Genomic DNA, 1314 nt, shown 5'->3' with positions numbered 1-1314 from the left:
GCTTCTGTGATTTATTGCGTAAGCGTTGCTTGCCGTAGGCGTCGCATCCCTCTTTAAAAACTGTCCGGAGTATTGATCGTTAAACTCTGCTGAATATACTCAATGGCTGTGGCATAGTTGCTCAGAGAGAGGTAAGCCATTCCCAAAATGCCCAGTGCAGCACCTTCCCCTAGGCGGTATTTAATTTCGCGGGCGATCGCTAAACTCTGCTTTGTATACTCAATGGCTTTGGCATAGTTGCTCAGAGAGAGGTAAGCGGCTCCCAAACCGCCCAGTGCTGCACCTTCCAATTGGCGGTCTTTAATTTCGCGGGCTATCGCTAAACTATGCTGCCCATAATCAATGGCTTTGGCATAGTTGCCCTGATAGCTGTAAGCCATTCCCAAAAGGCTCATTGCCCTATTTTCCCCGTAACGGTTTTTGAGGGCTCGATAAATTTCCAGTGCCTGTTGCCAGGAATTCAGCGCTGCTGTTAATTGGCCAGTCCGATATTGTTGAAGCCCCTGCTGCAACAGCCGCTCGCCCTCTGCTTGACGAGCATCCGTAGTTTGAGCGATCACTGGGAAGAGAGAGTCAGGAGTAGTTAATAGCGGGATAGTAGCAAGCAGAAACAGGGAAATGGAAGCTAGGAAAACATTAGTGAGCCTAGAGTGGGTCGATTTGAGTCGCTTAAATGGGGAATACAGCATAGGATTCTAGAGTTGGAATTTAGAGAATTAGCCCGATCGCTCTTTCTGCCGTCGTGCGATCGCCTCAATCTGCCACAGGCGATCGACTTTCATAGAAGCTTACTCTGTCTCCCCAATCTCGCGGCAGGGATGGGGACTCTAATCTGAATTAGATGACTATTTTAGCGATCGCCCGATCGGCTTGAATCAAACCAGATCCACTAGCATAGTCAAATCCAACATCAAAACCGGGCGTGTTTGGATCGTCCATCTCCAGAGCTGTCTGCTCTAGTGCTCGATTAATTTCCGCAGGACTTAAGCGGGGATTTGCTTGCAGCATCAAAGCCGCAACTGCCGCTACATGAGGAGCCGCTGCCGATGTGCCCAGAAAGTTGGGGAAACCGTCAGCATCTTGAGGAATGTCTGTGCCAAAGAACGTCGTATTGGTGTTGTCAGGCCCGACGAACTTCGGCTGCGGGCGAAACTCAGGTTTGGGTAAACGATTACCCCTCTCGTCAAACAGAATCGGAGTGCCGCCAGCCGAAGAAAAGTCTTCTAATCTTGCAGGATTTACACCCCGCATTCCGCAGATATTTAAGCAGAGGTAAAGCAAGATAGATTCGGCAACAATAAACTCCCAAACGAT

Annotated in this window: 2 protein-coding genes; both read right to left on the bottom strand. The window is 49.4% G+C overall.

From position 1 onward, the window contains the following. Positions 1-53 precede the first annotated feature (53 nt). A complete protein-coding gene (locus QUA70_RS28445) occupies positions 54-689 on the bottom strand; it encodes a tetratricopeptide repeat protein (RefSeq protein ID WP_333351114.1) in 636 nt (211 codons plus the stop codon). Positions 690-837: 148 nt separating this feature from the next. Beyond that, positions 838-1314, bottom strand: a 477-nt coding sequence (locus QUA70_RS28440; RefSeq protein ID WP_333351112.1) for a S8 family serine peptidase, incomplete at its 5' end; no start/stop codon positions are given.

Source organism: Microcoleus sp. LAD1_D5, from assembly GCF_036702115.1.
In the GTDB taxonomy this organism is placed as follows: Bacteria; Cyanobacteriota; Cyanobacteriia; order Cyanobacteriales; family Microcoleaceae; genus Microcoleus.
Note: the sequence above shows the minus strand (reverse complement) of the source record. Positions and strands in the feature narration are given on the sequence as shown.